The following is a 1,068-nucleotide window of genomic DNA, read 5'->3' on the forward strand; positions in this document are numbered from 1 at the left end:
TCTAAGTTCACGGACGCGCAGAAGGCGTTCGTCATAAAGCAGGGCGAGGAAGGCACGCCCGTCGCTGAGGTCTGCCGCAAGGCAGGTATCAGCCAGGCGACCTATTTCAACTGGTAGAAGAAATACGCGGGGCTGCTGCCATCGGAGATGCGGCGGCTGCGTGAGCTGGAGGACGAGAACAGCCGGCTCAAGAAGATCGTCGCCGATCTGACGCTCGATCGCGAGATGCTGCAGGATGTCATCAAGCGAAAGCTCTGAGGCCGGATCGGAAGCGCGAGCTGGTCGACGGGATGCTGTTGGACTGGGGCGTGTCGATCTGGAGGGCCTGCCGGGTTCTGCCGCTCGACACTTCCAGTTACCACTATCAGTCCCGCCGCACCGATCCGGCCTTTTTGAAGAAACGCATCAAGGAAATCTGCGAGACGCACGTCCGCTACGGCTATCGTCGTGTCTATCACATCCTGCGCCGGGAAGGCTGGGTCGTGAACGCAAAGAAGGTCTATCGGCTTTACAGAGAGTTGGGCTTGCAGCTGCGCAACAAGACGCCCAAGCGGCGCGTCAAAGCGAAGCTGCGTGAGGATCGTGCTACTGCGATCCGGCCGAACGATGTGTGGGCGATGGACTTCGTTCACGACCAGCTGGCGACCGGCCGGAAGCTGCGCATCCTGACGGTGGTCGATACCTACTCCCGGCTATCGCCGGTGGTCGATCCGCGGTTCAGCTACCGGGGCGAGGACGTGGTAGCCACGCTGGAACAGGCATGCCGGGAGATCGGCTACCCCAAGACCATCAGGGTGGACAATGGCAGCGAGTTTATCTCTCGGGACATGGATCTGTGGGCTTACCAGCGCGGTGTGATCCTGGACTTCTCCCGCCCTGGCAAGCCCACAGACAACGCGTTCATCGAGGCGTTCAACAGCAAACTGCGCAGCGAATGCCTGAACGCGCACTGGTTCCTATCGCTGGAAGATGCTTGCGAAAAGCTGGAGGCGTGGCGTAGACACTACAACGAAGAGCGACCGCACAGCGCGATCGGGAATGTCCCCCCGATCATGCTGGCAAACTCAG

1 pseudogene is annotated in these 1,068 nt (G+C 60.6%); it reads left to right on the plus strand.

Annotated features, from left to right (window positions below):
* Window positions 1-1,068, plus strand: a pseudogene (locus OPU69_RS19955) (IS3 family transposase); the annotation flags it as partial.

It is taken from the genome of Blastomonas sp. 34TW, from assembly GCF_059803595.1.